The 15,681-nt window shown below is 29.8% G+C and carries 12 protein-coding genes; 1 reads left to right on the top strand and 11 read right to left on the bottom strand.

Annotation, left to right across the window (positions count from 1 at the left end):
• Nucleotides 1–83 precede the first annotated feature (83 nt).
• A complete protein-coding gene (locus tag AC1RRN_RS01240; protein WP_492965534.1) occupies nucleotides 84–1,973 on the top strand; it encodes a PEP/pyruvate-binding domain-containing protein in 1,890 nt (629 codons plus the stop codon).
• On the opposite strand, the gene AC1RRN_RS01235 is transcribed toward AC1RRN_RS01240, so the two are convergent.
• From AC1RRN_RS01235 to AC1RRN_RS01185, 11 genes are all read right to left on the bottom strand, one after another.
• Nucleotides 1,974–2,531 carry a DUF4956 domain-containing protein gene (locus tag AC1RRN_RS01235; RefSeq protein ID WP_492965533.1) on the bottom strand — a complete coding sequence of 186 codons (558 nt, stop codon included), beginning with the start codon at nucleotides 2,529–2,531 and terminating at the stop codon, nucleotides 1,974–1,976. It lies immediately after the preceding gene.
• Nucleotides 2,532–2,679: 148 nt separating this feature from the next.
• Complete coding sequence (locus tag AC1RRN_RS01230; RefSeq protein ID WP_492965532.1) at nucleotides 2,680–3,396, bottom strand: toxin-antitoxin system YwqK family antitoxin; 717 nt, start codon at nucleotides 3,394–3,396, stop codon at nucleotides 2,680–2,682.
• Nucleotides 3,397–3,490: 94 nt separating this feature from the next.
• Nucleotides 3,491–5,407, bottom strand: coding sequence for a membrane protein insertase YidC (gene yidC, locus AC1RRN_RS01225; protein WP_492965531.1), 1,917 nt, complete (start codon nucleotides 5,405–5,407; stop codon nucleotides 3,491–3,493).
• An 83-nt stretch (nucleotides 5,408–5,490) separates the two neighbouring features.
• Complete coding sequence (gene pyrG, locus AC1RRN_RS01220; RefSeq protein WP_492965530.1) at nucleotides 5,491–7,104, bottom strand: CTP synthase; 1,614 nt, start codon at nucleotides 7,102–7,104, stop codon at nucleotides 5,491–5,493.
• Between the two features lie 226 nt (nucleotides 7,105–7,330).
• Entirely contained in the window at nucleotides 7,331–8,584 is a 1,254-nt protein-coding gene (locus AC1RRN_RS01215) for an HlyD family secretion protein (protein WP_492965529.1), read from the bottom strand.
• A gap of 64 nt (nucleotides 8,585–8,648) precedes the next feature.
• Entirely contained in the window at nucleotides 8,649–10,835 is a 2,187-nt protein-coding gene (locus tag AC1RRN_RS01210; RefSeq protein ID WP_492965528.1) for a peptidase domain-containing ABC transporter, read from the bottom strand.
• 11 nt (nucleotides 10,836–10,846) lie between these two features.
• Nucleotides 10,847–11,569: a tetratricopeptide repeat protein gene (locus AC1RRN_RS01205; protein ID WP_492965527.1), complete on the bottom strand. Its 723-nt coding sequence runs from the start codon at nucleotides 11,567–11,569 to the stop codon at nucleotides 10,847–10,849.
• Between the two features lie 3 nt (nucleotides 11,570–11,572).
• A complete protein-coding gene (locus AC1RRN_RS01200) occupies nucleotides 11,573–12,154 on the bottom strand; it encodes a hypothetical protein (protein ID WP_492965526.1) in 582 nt (193 codons plus the stop codon).
• Nucleotide 12,155: 1 nt separating this feature from the next.
• A complete protein-coding gene (locus AC1RRN_RS01195; protein ID WP_492965524.1) occupies nucleotides 12,156–13,508 on the bottom strand; it encodes a Tle-like phospholipase domain-containing protein in 1,353 nt (450 codons plus the stop codon).
• Between the two features lie 65 nt (nucleotides 13,509–13,573).
• A complete protein-coding gene (locus tag AC1RRN_RS01190; RefSeq protein ID WP_492965523.1) occupies nucleotides 13,574–15,169 on the bottom strand; it encodes a DUF6734 family protein in 1,596 nt (531 codons plus the stop codon).
• Nucleotides 15,170–15,408: 239 nt separating this feature from the next.
• A complete protein-coding gene (locus AC1RRN_RS01185) occupies nucleotides 15,409–15,645 on the bottom strand; it encodes a DUF3820 family protein (RefSeq protein WP_035648867.1) in 237 nt (78 codons plus the stop codon).
• Nucleotides 15,646–15,681 lie beyond the last annotated feature (36 nt).

The following is a 15,681-nucleotide window of genomic DNA, read 5'->3' as shown; positions in this document are numbered from 1 at the left end:
CAGTTTTGATTAGTTTATATAATCCCGCAGTAGATAAAACCTATCGTTTTTTTTAATTACTTTTATTACTCAATAAAAATGTCATGCTAAAATTTGTTTACACTTTTATTTTACTCTTTACTATAACCACTTTAAGCGCACAAAGCTACAGTGCTTCCTTGCCCAATTATGAAGCATATAAAGCGTTTAAAGGCAAACCATTATCGGATAAATTTTCAAATATCGAATCCGTAAAAATTGTTTATGATTTGAAAAATAAAAAAATGTATTATTTCAATAGTACCTTAATTTCTCATCATTATGACTTCGTAACCAACTATTTAAGTTATGATAAAGAAGTAGAAATCTTTAACAAGGAGAATTATACCGATACTGAAAAAGGCAGAACTTATTTGTTGGGAAATCTGAATCATATCAAAGGAACTGAAAAATGGATTTTTGAACTAGCAGCTTCAGATCGTATGCCGATTCCCTTAATTGAAAACTTTTATAATTTAATTTTAAAATCGAGTTTCATTGGGCCAGGTTTAAAATTCTATTTGAATAATCCTGAAAAAATGGAATGGTTTCAGCAAAATAAATTCAAAATCCCCTGTGTAAAATCAGATTACATTTTTAATGAAATCAAATATCAGGAAGTCGTTTCAGGAAGCAACGTTGGTATCTTAAAACAATATAAAATAAAGGATTTAGAAACTACAAAACCAAAATCGGATGAAATCATAATTTTGGATGGAACGCCGGATATTTTACCTGATGTAAGAGGAATTATAGTCAATGAACTTCAAACTCCATTAAGTCATTTGGTGCTTTTAGGCAAAAACAGAAAAATTCCTATTATGGCTTACACCAATGCTTTTAAAGACAACAACATCAAAAAATTGATTTCAAAGAAAGTAGAATTAAAAATAGAAATTGACACTTTTTACATCAAAGAAACCAATAAAAAAATAGCACAAAAATCTGTTTCAAAAAAGAAACAATTGGTGGTTGATAATAGCATCAGAGGTTTGGTTGATTTGAATATGATTCCAAAAAAAGGTGTAAATTCGATTGGATCAAAAGCGCAGAACATGGCATATTTAATTGCAATTTCAAAAGATATTGCAAAAGATCTTCCGTTTAAAACTCCCGAAAATGCATATGCAATTCCGTTTTATTTCTATACAGAACATGTCCAGAAAAAATCAATTTCACCTTTAATTAATGAGCTTTTGGCTAATCAACATAAAGATTCGATAGTTTGGATCAATCAGCAATTAAAAAAAATTCGCGATGCAATAAAAAAAGAACCCATTGATTCTGAATTAATCGCTAAACTAAATCAGACTTTTAAAAATGCTGCTTTTAAAAATTTCAGATTCAGATCTTCTACCAATGCTGAAGATTTAGATGACTTTAATGGAGCTGGTCTTTATGATTCTAAAACTGGGATTTTGGGAGACAGTATAAAAACTTTTGAAAAGGCAATTAAACAGGTTTGGGCGAGTGTCTGGAATGAAGGTTCTTATACAGAAAGAGAACTTTTTGGGATCGATCAAAAAAATATTGCAATGGGAGTTTTGGTACATCGCTCTTTTCCTGATGAAATAGCCAATGGTGTAATTATTACTCAAAATATCTTCAGAAAAAATTTCCCAGGCATTACCGTTAACATTCAAAAGGGAGAAAACTCCGTTGTTAAACCTGAAAAAGGAGAAATATGCGAACAATTTACTGCTTATTATTTGCCAACTCAAACTAAAGATGAAGAGTTCAATGTAGATTATACAACGAATTCCAATCTGAACAATAATGAGCCTTTGTTAAATAGAAAAGAATTGATTCGATTGAATCTTGTCAGTCAAAAAATCGAAACCCAAATGAATCGTTATTGGAAAAAAAACAGATTAAATCCGGTTGATATTGAATTTAAGATTGTTGGAGAAAATAGAGATTTATATATTAAACAGGTTCGACCTTTTAATGAATAATTAATAGAAAACCTGCAAATCTATTTCATTCGAAACGGTATTGATCAGGGTAATTTTGAAATCAAAATCGTCAACATTAATTTTTTGTTGAATTGATTTTCGAATCCTTTGATTTTCTAAAGAAAAATCACCTTCTAAAGGAATTTTCACGTCAACAACATTTAAATATTTCGAGGCTTTTTTATTTACTAAAATAGAAGCAAAAATGTAAAATCCGATAATGATAACCTGAAAGAATAACAACACTTCTATTTTTTCATATGGATACATTATATCTAAAATGGAAAGTGTGATTGTTGCAAAGAGAAAAATAATTGCATTTACGGTAAAAGACTGTGTTCTGAATCTTAAAATTGAAAAAATAGCAAATAAACCAAAACCTATTCCTACTCCAATTTCGATTTTTGTGAATAAATAACAAAGCGAAAAAGTACAAAGACCAACAATTACCATCAATGGATTTATGGTTTCATTATCTTTTCTGTTGGAGAAAAAATACAAAACCAAAATTGAAAAAAACAACAATAAAAATCTTCCCGTAAGTTCGTTTAAATCCATTTAATCAAAGTATTAGCAAATCAAATTTAGAAAAAAGTTTGCCACGAATTTCACGAATCTCCACAAATTACTTTATAGTAATTTCTAATTAGTGAAAATTTGTGAAATTCGTGGCAAAAAATATCCACAAAGTGTGTGTTTTATAAATCTATTCCATTTTAGGTTTCGAGTCCGCTTTATAATTGCTTTTAGGATCGCTCATATTTACTTCTTTCGTCAATTTCCCTTTCAGGTAAAATTGCCACATTCCGATTTTCTTTCCGTTTAAAAACTTTCCTTTAGAAGCCATTACACCGTCAGAATCGTAGAAAACAGCTTCTCCATTATATTCATTGTTTTTATACGTACTTTGCTCTAAAAGCAATGCATTTTGACCGTATTTTTTATAAGTTCCTTCTTTTAAACCATTCTTATAGGTCATTTCTTCCGCAATTTTAGAATCCGGATAAAAAACGGATCTCACACCTTCCAGTTTTCCGTTTTTATAATTTTCAAGCGTCATAACCACTTTCGAAGCTTTATGGTAATATTTCCATTCACCTTCACGTGCTTTACCCACTTCTTTTCCTTCGCTTACCTTATTTTTATTCTGATCATAAAAAATAGTATACGAACTTCCGTCATTAGCGGTGAAATCACGTGTTGCTACAATATCCCCTTTTTTCGTATCGTCAAAGAATTTAAATATTCCACTTTCTTTACCGTGACTAAAAGTCCCTTCATAACGCGGACGTTTTGAAAGCTCGTAAGTTCCTTTCCAAATTCCGTCTTTTTTTCCGTTAGCATCTACTTTATTGATGTCTTGTGCCGAAACTAAAAAGGTATTTAAAATAAGTAATCCGATTATTATTCTTTTATAAATCATATGAAATTCAATTTTAAACTTAAACGAAAATGCTTTTGATAAAGTATATTTTAAAAATAAAAAAATCCCGATAAATCGAGATTTTTTTATTGTATTATTTCTTTTTGTTTTGACCTTTTGCAGCCTCTTGTTGTTCCATTACCTCTTGAAGACGTTGTTGAAACTTACTTTGTTTTTTAGGCTCTTTTAATTTATTCTCCTGAATTTGAGCATGAATTTTATCTGTATCCACAATATAATTTTTGATTACAAACATAATTCCAATTGTAATTAAGTTTGAAATAAAGTTATATAAACTCAAACCAGCACCATAAGTATTGAAGAAAATTAACATCATCAATGGCGAAACATAAATCATGATTTTCATCATTTTTGCCATATCAGGCATACCTTCTTGTTGAGGCGCTGCCATTTGCTGATCTCCAGAAGTCATTTTCATGTAAAAGAAAATAGCAATTGCAGCCAAAATTGGAAACAAACTAATGTGATCTCCATATAATGGAATACGGAAAGGTAATTGAACCACAGAGTCAAATGATGATAAATCGTCTGCCCAAAGGAAACTTTTTTGTCTTAACTCAAAAGCTGATGGGAAGAACTGAAATGATGCATACATAAACGGAAGCTGAATCAATGCCGGGATACATCCTGCCATTGGATTTACTCCTGCTTTGTTGTAAAGTTTCATTGTTTCCTGTTGTTTCTTCATTGGGTCTTTTTTGAATTTTTCTCCCAACTCTGTAATTTCAGGACGTAAAACTTTCATTTTAGCCTGAGACAGGAATGACTTATAGGTAATTGGCGACATTGCCAATTTGATCAAAATAGTAAAGATGATAATCGCAATTCCTAATGACAATCCAATTGTAGAACTCAAGAATCCGAATAATGGAATAAAAATCCATTTGTTGATCCATCCGAAAATACCCCAACCTAATGGAATAATTTTTTCGAAATTTTTATCGTATGCTTTTAAAGTTTTATAATCAGCTGGCCCTAAATACAAACTCATTTTATAGTCTACTTCTCCATTAGTAAAAGCCAAAGGAACAGTTGCTTTAAATTGTTTTGTGTATACAGTATCTATATCTTCATTAGTGACTAAATTAGTAGATTCCAATTTAGATTTCTCAAATGCCTTCTCAGTAGATAAAATAGTAGTGAAAAAATGTTGCTTAAAAGCTACAAAATTTACTTTTTCAGGAGCTTCTTCTTTTAATCCTGATCCGTTAGCACTTACAGAACTGTATTTTTCATCTCCATACTCATATTCAATTTGAGCATAGCGATTTTCGTAAGAAATACTTTTTTCGTTTCTGTAAGTTTTTAAATCCCAAACTAAATCTAGAGGTTTAGCTGAATTCAAAACTCTGTTTAATCCTTGAGAACGAATATCAAAACCAACTAAATAATCGTTTGCTTTTACAATATATTTGTATTCTAAAAATTCATTAGCACCCGCTTTTAAACGCATTGTCAAGATTTGGTCTGCACCATTCTTCGTCAATGTTGGTTCAAAAAACAAATCTTTAGAATTTAATGTTCTGTTATCTGTTGTTTGTAACTGAATATTTAAATGAGAATTATTGTCTTTGATCAATTCAACTAATTGTCCTGATCCCTTTTTGAACTTTTCAAATTCCTTCAAAGTAGCTTCAACTATATAACCACCTTTATTCGCGATTTTTAGTCTAATCTTTTCGTTTTCAATAGTTGTAAAACCTTCTTTTGCAGAAGGAAGTGTAGCCGAATAAGCAAAACCTCCTAAAGTTTTTTGCAAGTTTGCCAATTGAACTGTATCACCAGGTGTTGTAGCAGCAACAGGTAAAACAGCAGTTTTAGTTTTATCAGCTTTGGCTTCAGCTTCTTGCTTAGCAACTAATTCTTTCTTGGCTTTTTCAGCAGCAATTTCTTTATCAGAAGGCTGATTTTGGTACATAATCCAAATCAAAATTCCGAATATCAATACAAAACCAATGATTGAATTAAGATCAAATTTTTTTTCTTCCATTATAATTTTAAAAAAGTAATTCGTTAAAGGCTATTAGTAATGAGTTCGACTCAAACGTTACATCCTTTTTAGAATATTAATTATTATTTTTTATGCGCATTAACTGCAGCAGCCACAAAGTTTACAAAAATTGGGTGCGGATTTGCAACCGTACTTTTGTATTCAGGATGGTATTGTACACCAATGAAAAATGGGTGATTTTCTAGTTCTATAATTTCTACCAAACCGGTATCAGGATTCACTCCAGAAGCAATTAAACCTGCTTTCTGCAACTCATCTTTATAGGTATTGTTATACTCATAACGATGACGGTGACGCTCTGAAATGGTTTTTTGACCGTAGATTTTATGTGCCAGTGAGTTTGGTTTAATATCACATTTCCAAGCTCCAAGACGCATTGTTCCACCTTTGTCTGTAATTGTTTTTTGCTCTTCCATCAAATTCACTACAGGATGTTTTGTTTTATCGTTCATCTCTGTAGAATTCGCTTCAGCGTAACCTAAAATATTTCTTGAATATTCGATAACAGACATTTGCATTCCTAAACAAATTCCGAAAAACGGAATATTGTTTTCTCTTGCGTAACGTACCGCTTCTATTTTTCCTTCAATACCTCTTTCACCAAAACCAGGAGCAACTAAGACTCCATCAAGAGGTCCTAATTTTTCTTCAACATTATCACTATTAATGTGTTCTGAATGAATAGAAATTACATTTACTTTAGTTTCATTTGAAGCTCCAGCATGAATAAACGCCTCTAAAATAGACTTGTAACAATCCTGCATTTCTACATATTTCCCAATCAAACCAATATTAACCGTATGTTTTGGATTTTTTAATCTGCGTAAAAAAGTATTCCAGTTTTTTAAATCAGGAGCTGCTTTTTTAGGCAAATCTAATTTCTTCAAAGCCACAACATCTAATCCTTCTTCAAGCATTAAATTTGGAACTTCATATATTGTTGAAGCGTCAATAGACTGAATAACAGCTTCTCTTTTTACATTACAAAATAATGCTAATTTATTACGCAATTCATCTGAAAGTTCATGTTCTGTTCTGCAAACCAAAATATCAGCTTTAATACCGCTTTCCATCAAAGTTTTTACAGAGTGTTGCGTTGGTTTTGTTTTTAATTCTCCGGCAGCAGCCAAATAAGGCACCAAAGTTAAATGAATAACAATTCCGTTATTTTCACCCAATTCCCAAACCAACTGACGAACAGATTCAATATATGGTAAAGATTCAATATCACCAACTGTTCCACCAATTTCAGTAATAACAATATCATAATCACCAGATTTACCCAGCAATTGCATTCTGTCTTTGATTTCGTTTGTAATATGAGGAACAACCTGAACTGTTTTTCCTAAAAATTCTCCTCTTCTTTCTTTTTCAATAACCGAAAGATAAACTCTTCCTGTAGTAACGTTGTTAGCCTGAGAAGTAGGAACGTTCAAAAAGCGTTCGTAGTGACCTAAATCTAAATCCGTTTCAGCACCATCATCTGTTACATAACATTCACCATGTTCGTACGGATTTAATGTTCCCGGGTCTACATTTATATACGGGTCAAATTTTTGAATAGTGGTACGATATCCTCTTCCTTGTAACAATTTTGCTAAAGATGCCGCGATAATCCCTTTTCCTAATGAAGAAGTCACACCGCCTGTAACAAAAATATATTTTGTTTGATTCATTCTGTTGTTGTTTGTATTGTAGTTGTGTAAAAAACTTGGCAAAAGTACAAATTTAATTAGACAATTTATCAATTAGAGAATGAGATAATTTGCAAATTTTTAAACAGAATGATTAGTTGCTTTTGTAAACGATAATTTTAACTTTTAATTAGAGATTTTTTTTGAGGATTGTACTTTTAAATAGGTTTCATATATTATTAATTAGAGATTCCTTTTTTAAATGATTTTATTTTAAATTATGTCTTAAATTATCAAAGAATCTTTCAATTAGCCTTCTGTCAGCTGTAATTATTTCCGCTGTTCCCTTAGCTTCAGCATGAAAATTCAACTCTACTCCATAATTTGTTTTTAAACCAAATGGCAAATCTATATCTACTAAATAAGAATTAATTTTATTTTGATTGTCTGAAAGTGTTTGTTGATTTGTAACTAATGAAATTCTTTTTACTTTTCCTTTTACAGAACCATATTCATTAAAAGGATAGTTATTAAGTTTTATAATAACACTTTGCCCAACCTTAACTTTTCCAGAACCAATTTCAGGTAAATTTACCTGACCAATGACTTGATTACTATTCGTTAACACTTTAAATAATTCTTGCCCGGATTGTATGTAATCATTGTTTTTTATAAAACTTAAAAAATCAACTTTACCGTTTATGGGAGCGATAAAGACATAAGTACGCTCCCATTTTTTTATAGCATCAATTAGATCATAATAGCTATTAAACATATTAATAATTAGCTCCCTTTCTTTTGCAGCTCTTTCAATAGCAATAACCTGCAATTTATTCTGAGCTTCATTTATTTGATAATTTGTATTGTTAATTTCTTTATCAATAGCATTATAATCAAGTTCGCTATTTGCTTTTGCAATAATAGAATGCTCAATATCTGCTTTAGAAGTTACATTTTTAGTATATAAAGTAGAATCTTTCATAAAAAGACTCTGACAAGTTTTATACTTTATTTTTTGATTTTGGAAATCATTTTTCAATTGACCAAACTTCTTTGTCTGCAATTCCAACAACTTTTGATTTATTTGTTTTTGAACTTCGTAAGGTTGTTGAATCGTATAATCTAAATATTGATACAAAGAGCTTAAATAATTAAAATACTTATTATTAATCTCGCCCAGAGATAAATTTTCAGGAAATAAATGCCTATGCTGTGTATATACAACTTTATGAATATTTACATTATAAAGCATACTTTCTAAAAATTGAACATCTTTCAAATTTGCTTCATTCTTAACGTAGGCTATATATTCTCCAGTTTTCACAACAGCACCAGACTTATTCTTTAGTAATATTATATTTCCTGATGTTGAAGCAACTAATTTTACAGGTGCTTGTCTTGTATTTATAATAATTTGGCCAGATAATATTGACGGATATTTTATCAACCATCCAAATAAAAGCAATAACAATATTAGTCCAATAGTTACTGCACTGATAGTAATTCCAAATTTAGTTGGCATTCTTTCAATTATCAAAGCAACTTCTTCGGTTCTATTTTTATTAAGCGTTTTATGAAATCCTTTCTTAGCCATTTACAGTATCTCCTATTTGTGTTTTTACCAATTGGTAATAATGTCCGTTCTCTCTTGTCATTAATATATTATGATTTCCAATTTCCGTAATAAAACCATTTTTAAGAACAATAATTTGATCTGCTTTACGAATTGTACTTAATCTGTGCGCTACTACAATTACAGTTTTGTCTTTAAAAATTTCTTCTAATGCCATAACAATTTTTTGTTCGTTTATAACATCTAAAGAATTAGTTGCTTCATCAAAAAACAAATAATCAGGATCTTTATATAAAGCTCTCGCAATTAAAACACGTTGCTTTTGCCCACCACTTAACCCTCTTCCATTTTCTCCCATCATGGTTTGATATCCTTTCGGCATTGCTTCTATCTCAGCAGCAATATTTGCCACCGTTACAGCTTTTTTTAATCTTTCATAATTAATGTTTTCATCATCCAAAACAATGTTATTCTGGATTGTATCACTAAATATTTTACCATCCTGCATTACAGCACCACAGCTTTCTCTCCATTGTTTTAAATTAATATTCTGAATATTTAAATTCCCCATCGCTAATTCTCCGTGAGTAGGCTTATACAATTTTAAAATAAGTTTGAGTAAAGTCGTTTTTCCACTTCCGCTGTCGCCTACAATTGCCGTAACTTTTCCTTCCGGAATTATTAGAGAAATATTACTTAAAATATAATCACTGTTTCTTCCGTATTGAAAACTAACATTTCGCAAAAACAAACTTTTATCTTCTGGAAGTTTAATACTATTATTTACATCATTTTCCTCTTCATTCTCAAGTTCGTGTATTTCATTAAGTCTCAAAAAACTTATTTTAGCATATTGACCTGATTGTATGAAGGAAATAAACTGCATAATAGGACCATTTAACATTCCTATTATAAATTGAGTTGAGATCATTACTCCAAATGTTATATCTCCTTTTATAACCGCTTTTGCACAATAAAAAGTAATAACCAAATTAGTTAATTGATTAATAAATTGAGCTCCCAGATTTAATGTATTCGTTATACGTAATATTTTTTGATCAACTTTAAACAACTGAACTTGCAAAGCTTCCCATTTCCACCTTTTTTGCTTTTCGTAATTATTGATTTTGATATCCTGAATACTTCCAATGGTTTCGACCCAATAGCTTTGATTTTTAGTATGTATATCAAAATATTCCCAATCTAGCTTTTTTCTGAATTGAAGAAAAAACAATACCCAGCCAATAAATAATATACTTCCAATAATATAAATCAAACATAAAATTGAACTATAAATAAAAAGGATAATTCCGAATATGAAAAAGGTAAAAATAGAGAATATAAAATTTAGCGAATTATTCATGATAAAATCACGAATACGCTCATGATCTTGTGCCCGTTGCAAAATATCTCCAATAAGTTTATTCTCAAAAAAGGTAATTGGTAATTTCATTAACTTAATAAGATAATCTGAAATAAGCGATATATTGATTCGTGAAGTGAGATGCAATAAAATCCAATCGCGAATCATATTACTCAATAAGATGCTCAGAATAATAGTAATATTTGCAATTAAGACAAGATCAATGAAATCTAAATCATTTGTTTGAATACCAACATCAATAACTGCTTTTGATATAAAGGGCAGAAATGCCTGCAAAATTGTTACAATCAACATTACAACGAAAAGATTTATAAAACTCTTTTTATAAGGAGTAAAGTAACCTAAGAAATTTTCGAATGTTTTTCGACGTTCCAATTTATCATTTATAGAACGTTGTTTAAAATCAGCCATCGGTTCTATAGCCAAAACAGCTCCTGTTTTAGATTCTTTTAACCAGCCATTTTTAAAATTTTCAAAAGAATATTTTAACAGCCCTTTTGCAGGATCAGAAACAAATACTTGTTTATTACTTATTTTATAAACTACTATAAAATGGTCTTCCTGCCAATGCACAATACATGGCAACGGAATAGTTCGTAATATATTAAAATCTATTTTAACGCTTTTTGTGCGCAAACTAATTGATTCGCAAGCATCACTTAAATCTAAAAAACTTACACCTTCTCGCGTAATACCGCATAAATCGCGTAAAAAAGGCAGGCTATAAAACCTGCCGTAATATTTAGCAATTATTTTTATACAAGAAGGGCCACAATCTTTAGCATCGAGTTGAAACTCGTGAGGAAAATTGAACATTTACTATTTTTTTATTTATAAGGCTCCATCAAAAAATTAAGCGGTAGCGACCATTTCTCCCACAAATTAACATTTACTCCTTTGTTTTTAGCTGAAACATAAGGAACTAAATTATTTAAAATCGACACAATCTCTTTCTTTATTCTTTCTGTCTCTTTTTGGTCTCCGCTAACTCTTAATATCTTCACATCCAAACCATTCGAATTGTTAATCTGTAGTTGAACTAATACTTGTCCTTTATATTTCGACATAAGTGTAGAAAATTTAAGTCTACTCATTAAGACACTTCTATATTTCGGATTTAAACTATTATCTACAATTAATTGATATTCTTTTTTTCCATAAATAAATTTAGGTTTTTCTTCTACTTCATCTAGTGACATTATTGAACCGTTTCTAAAGTCAGGACAATTTTCTTTTATTATATTTGATGCTTCTCCATCGTTTAGCAAATAAGCCTGATAGAAATGTTCACAAGCATTATTGTTTTCCTCTAGTTTTAATTCTACAGCGGCTAGATTAAACCAACAATCTTTATTTTTTACATCAAGATCTGTTGCTTTTGTATAGATTTCTTTTGCCCGTAAAAAATCATTTTCTAAAAATGCTTTTTCTCCGTCAATCATTAATTGATTTATTGTGTCAGTTTGTGAAATACAGATTTGAGGGAGTAAAAACAATAAAAACTTTAATTTCATTATTTTTAAATCTTCTAATTTTTCTTTGAATCTCATAATCTATTTCAATCTCTTTTCTAATAATTCAAACACTTCACCATCATTTGTATTATAGCGAATCAAACCTTCTTTTTTATCCCAGTAAAAAGATGCTAAATAGTTATTTCCAGAATTTTTCGCATTTATACCATCCTCAAAAATATATACATTTGAATATTTTTTTTTAGTTGTCTCTAATATAAGCCATGTTTCTTTAGGCAAAGAATTATTATTTCCATAATATAAACCAAAAAGACTAAAACTTGGAGCGAAGATTTTATCTACTTTGTCTTTGCTAATAAATATTTCGCCACTACAATAAGGTTCATTATGACAAATTTTAGAGTTAAGAGTAATAAACATTATTTCAGGTTGCATAGGACCTATTCCATAATAATTACAGTCACTATTGCTATGCTGTTGAACCTTTTCAGTGACTACAATCGTATCAAAATGTCCTAAATTACTTTTAAAAATAATATTTTGACCTTTTTCATAAACAGAGAACCAAACTTTTTCTTCAGAAGTCAAATTTGTTTCTATGCATTTGCCACAAGAGTTTAAAATAAGAAAACACCAAATCGATATTACTTTTTTTTTCATACTACTTTGGGTTTTTCTCTAACGATCCAATTATGCCATCTATGCCATGCCCTCCCGATCCAGAGCCATTTGGAGTTAGAAAAGACTTTTCTCCTCCTGCAGTGTTAAGTCCGGGTGTAACCATTTGTAATGCATTTAAAGGATCGTTATACATAATATAAGAATGTGTATCTGAAACAAAACCAGTCCCTAAAAATATCGCTGTTGTATAACTTAATCCCGCAGCATTAAAAGTCGTAGCGCTTTCACCGGTTATTCGCGCATTAGCTTCAGCCATACCGCCTCCTAGTGAGTGCCCCGCAAAAGATAATGCGTCACCAAATTTATTTTTTAATATTATCGCATTATCAACAGATTGCTTATACTGCAATGATATACCTTGCGTTTGTAATACATCTGCTACCCAATCTGCTCCATCATTTGGTTCAGTTCCTGCAGTAACATAACAATATTCTTTTTTGCCATCTGGAAGCATTTTTTCATACAATTGCGATTTAAATCCTGATATCGTGTCATTATATATAACTCCATCAACTGGTTTTGAAACCACCCAACTTCCAAGTTTACTTTGATCAACTTTGTCTTTACCTCCATAAACGTCTTTTGACATATATGCTGCCTCTAATACTGTTGGCTTATATGCGCTGCCGTGTATAGGGATAAAATAAAACGAAGCATTATTTGTTCCAGTATTCGCTCCTGTATATGTGCTTCCGTCACTCGAACTATTAATAAAAAGTGGTAGATTATTAATTATGTTACCCTGTGGTATTGTACTTGGACCTTTGTAATTATTTTGCACTGGGACTTCTTTTAAAACTGTTCCTGGCAATATAAGATTATATTCCTGAGTGTTTTGTTGCTGTCCTGATGCTGTTAATTCATTATTTATAAAATTAAAAAGTTGGTTATTTGTTACCACACCCTGTTTCGCATCCAAAAACTGAAAAAATCGAATAATGGTAAGTGAATCTGTAGTTTGTTTACCATAATTGTAACTATCATACCAACCACCCCCATATCCATTATTTAAAGTAATAGAATTTAAATTATTTGTTCCAGTGCTACTACTTCCATTATAATACGGAGAACCTGGATAACTACTTTCTCCTGCTCCAGTTATAGAACCACTACCATAAACACCACCACCTATTGCATTTGTTCCTCCAAATCCACCGTAATTACTTCCTGTAAAACTTGTATCAAATGGGTTACTACTAAGAGCTGGACCATTACCTCCGCCTCCAGACCCAGTAGTTCCTCCTGCTCCAGAGCCACCTATAATTTCTCTCATTTCATCACGTTCTAACATACCAATGATATCAGAAAATTTAATTTTTTCTACAATTCTCATAGTCTTTATTTTTAATTAGTAATCAAATATATCAATATAATAATTATTTTGTAGTATTTTTATTGTTAAATTATAAATTTATCTAAAAAAATAACTCTTATTGATTTTATATGTATTCCTAATTTGATTCTTCCAAAGATTAATTTTCTAAACTCCACCGAAGATTTATTTAATTCCTTAGTTTCAAAAAATTCTCTTACTTCATTAAATAACTCTCCTATTGATTTAGCCGTTTTTAAAATTTCCAAAACAACCAAATCCAAATCATCAACATATGCTATTGAATATTTATCCTGATCACATTCGGGTATTATAAGAGTATTTATTATTTTTTCAGATTTTTCAGGTTTTACAATTTCATCATCTTTTTTGACTTTTTGTTTTTGAATGAAAGAACTCCAATTATATTTGCTTTCAATAATTTGGTAATTATCATCCCTTATCAATTTTTTGTTATAGATCTCATTACTGTTTTCAAAAAGGTATTGAAAATAAAAACTTGAATTACAATCCCTGGCGTACAAGTAGTTTCTAGAAATTAATGCAAAATCTTTTTTAACTATGGAATTAATTTTTGAATTGAAAATTTCAAAGTCTATAAATTGATCCTTGTTTAAAACAATATTTCCTAATTCATTTCTTAAAACTCTTTTGCTATCAAATTTTATAACCTTAATAGATTCTTGTTTTTCAGTTTCTAAAAGATTATCTTTTAAATGATAATATCTCGCAACCAGATTTTCTTCATTTGTATTTTTTAAATCGTAATAATCTTTAAAAAGTGGAAATCTATTTTTCTTAAACAATTCAATAATTCTATAATAATAGTTCGGATAATCTTGTCTTAGTCTATTAGCCATTTGCTTACAAACAAATTCGTTTCTTTTATAACTACCTAACAAATGCAAATAATGCTTTTCATACGGTACTCGTGCAAAATCTCCAAAACCTTTATATTGATTATCACCAATTATTTCCGGAAAAAGAACATTTACTTTCTTTTTATTCTTCTGAACCATACAGTAAAAAAGATACTGCTCAAAAAATATATTAAAATTTGAAATATTTATTTTTGAAAGATTCAAAGTGTTCTTTTCAATAAATTCAAAAGCTTTGGATGTATATTCTTGAAAAAATGAAATATCATTCCCTCCAAATATTCCCGCATTATAAGCTAAAATTGTTTTTTTAGATTTTCGTTCGGACACTATTTCAGGCGGAAAATAGTTCAATCCAGATTCTAAAGAAAGCATTATCTTATCATAATACTCTGTTGCAGCTTCAATATTTTGAGCAATAAGATTTCCTTTTAGTAAATTATTTTCAAATTCTTTCCATATAAAAACATCTCCATCAACATGCAGAAAAGGATTTTCTTGCTGTGAATAGGCAGATATTTTGGGCAATGCCCAAAGCTGGGGATGATAAATATTTAAAGAATCCAGATTACATATTATATCACTATAAGGTAATTGTAATGTATCTATAAGCATTCTAGCGGAAACACTATCACAATATAAAATTAATTCAGGATAATATTTCTTCAATTGTAAACAACTTAATGTCCATGACATTAAGTTGTATTCAGGAGATAACCAACCCGAATTTGAAGTTAATAAATCCGGTTTATTGCACGCCCATGCACTTTGAATGATTCTCATAATCTATTTTTAACTAGATTATGAAATCAATAAAGAAATTATTATTTACACCAATAAATAATAGGGATATAGAGGTAATTTTTAACATAAAAAAAATATTATAATTTAAAAAACACTGACTTGTACACATTTATGAATTCAGTCTTGAATTCTGTGGTATCACTTTGTTTTTGGAAATTATAATATTTTTGTATTTCAAACTTAAATAAAAAAAATCAAACCACCAAAGATTTTTCCTACTATTTAATTGGTTTTGGATATTGCTTCTTAATATTTCGTATTAATTCTTCTAAACCATTAAGTTTTAATTCATAAATAAGCTGTAATTGTTGCCCTAATTCTCCTTTAGGAAACCCTTTATTATGATACCAAACTACATAATATTCTGGTAAATCGATTAAAAAACGTCCTTCGTATTTTCCGAAAGGCATTTTTGTGTGAGCTAGTTTTATGAGAAGTTTTTTGTCTTGTTCCATTTTTTTCAGAAGAAAGAAGCTAGAAGAAAGAAAATA

Source organism: Flavobacterium sp. GW821-FHT11G01 (assembly GCF_058808175.1).
The sequence above is the reverse complement of the archived record's forward strand: the minus strand, read 5'-3'. Positions and strand labels throughout refer to the sequence as shown.

What these genes read in the sequence shown, in the direction of transcription:
- AC1RRN_RS01240 (WP_492965534.1), top strand. Translation starts at nt 84, where the DNA reads ATGCTAAAATTTGTTTACACTTTTATTTTACTCTTTACTATAACCACT.
- AC1RRN_RS01235 (WP_492965533.1), bottom strand. Translation starts at nt 2,531, where the DNA reads ATGGATTTAAACGAACTTACGGGAAGATTTTTATTGTTGTTTTTTTCA.
- AC1RRN_RS01230 (WP_492965532.1), bottom strand. Translation starts at nt 3,396, where the DNA reads ATGATTTATAAAAGAATAATAATCGGATTACTTATTTTAAATACCTTT.
- yidC (WP_492965531.1), bottom strand. Translation starts at nt 5,407, where the DNA reads ATGGAAGAAAAAAAATTTGATCTTAATTCAATCATTGGTTTTGTATTG.
- pyrG (WP_492965530.1), bottom strand. Translation starts at nt 7,104, where the DNA reads ATGAATCAAACAAAATATATTTTTGTTACAGGCGGTGTGACTTCTTCA.
- AC1RRN_RS01215 (WP_492965529.1), bottom strand. Translation starts at nt 8,584, where the DNA reads ATGCCAACTAAATTTGGAATTACTATCAGTGCAGTAACTATTGGACTA.
- AC1RRN_RS01210 (WP_492965528.1), bottom strand. Translation starts at nt 10,835, where the DNA reads ATGTTCAATTTTCCTCACGAGTTTCAACTCGATGCTAAAGATTGTGGC.
- AC1RRN_RS01205 (WP_492965527.1), bottom strand. Translation starts at nt 11,569, where the DNA reads ATGAGATTCAAAGAAAAATTAGAAGATTTAAAAATAATGAAATTAAAG.
- AC1RRN_RS01200 (WP_492965526.1), bottom strand. Translation starts at nt 12,154, where the DNA reads ATGAAAAAAAAAGTAATATCGATTTGGTGTTTTCTTATTTTAAACTCT.
- AC1RRN_RS01195 (WP_492965524.1), bottom strand. Translation starts at nt 13,508, where the DNA reads ATGAGAATTGTAGAAAAAATTAAATTTTCTGATATCATTGGTATGTTA.
- AC1RRN_RS01190 (WP_492965523.1), bottom strand. Translation starts at nt 15,169, where the DNA reads ATGAGAATCATTCAAAGTGCATGGGCGTGCAATAAACCGGATTTATTA.
- AC1RRN_RS01185 (WP_035648867.1), bottom strand. Translation starts at nt 15,645, where the DNA reads ATGGAACAAGACAAAAAACTTCTCATAAAACTAGCTCACACAAAAATG.